Source organism: Vibrio sp. 1401 (assembly GCF_033340295.1).
In genome coordinates this window covers 1-613 of record NZ_JAWOWF010000533.1, presented here as the reverse complement: position 1 = coordinate 613, position 613 = coordinate 1, and the positions used below count along the sequence as shown (strand labels likewise).

1 protein-coding gene and 1 pseudogene are annotated in these 613 nt (G+C 44.5%); both read left to right on the top strand.

What is annotated here, in order from left to right:
• Positions 1 to 299 (top strand): SprT-like domain-containing protein (locus R7Z77_RS26675; RefSeq protein ID WP_318137213.1); only part of this gene is annotated, 299 nt, incomplete at its 5' end.
• A gap of 119 nt (positions 300 to 418) precedes the next feature.
• Positions 419 to 613, top strand: a pseudogene (locus R7Z77_RS26670) (deoxyribonuclease I); the annotation flags it as partial.

The following is a 613-nucleotide window of genomic DNA, read 5'->3' as shown; positions in this document are numbered from 1 at the left end:
TGGAAGAAGTAATTCCTCATGAAGTCGCCCACTTAATCACCTACCAAGTGTACGGCCGAGTTCGACCACACGGAAAAGAGTGGCGGGGCGTCATGGAATCCGTATTTGGTATTCCTGCCAACACCACACACCGCTTTGAAGTTACCTCAGTCCAGGGTAAGACGTTTGAGTATCGTTGCGGCTGCATGACCTACCCGCTCTCGATTCGCCGACACAATAAAGTTCTGCGCAAAGAGGCAACCTACTCCTGTCAAAAATGCCACCAGCCTTTGAATTTTACAGGTGTTCAACTTTCTTAATCTCGCCGGTGAGAAACAGCGGCGATCACTTGTTTGTTTTTATTATTAACAGACTCATTACGAAAGCCAATATATGAGTGGTAGAATGATTAAAGTCATACTTTTTAAAGACTTTAATCATGAAATACTTGTTTACTCTGTTTCTCTTTGTTCTTTCTAGTTCCGCTTTTTCTGCCCCTCCTAGCTCATTTTCTGCCGCCAAACGTGAAGCGGTGAAAATCTATCAAGACCACCCAAGCAGTTTTTACTGCGGTTGTGATATCCAGTGGCAAGGCAAAAAAGGCGTTCCTGACTTAGCCTCTTGCGGTTATCAA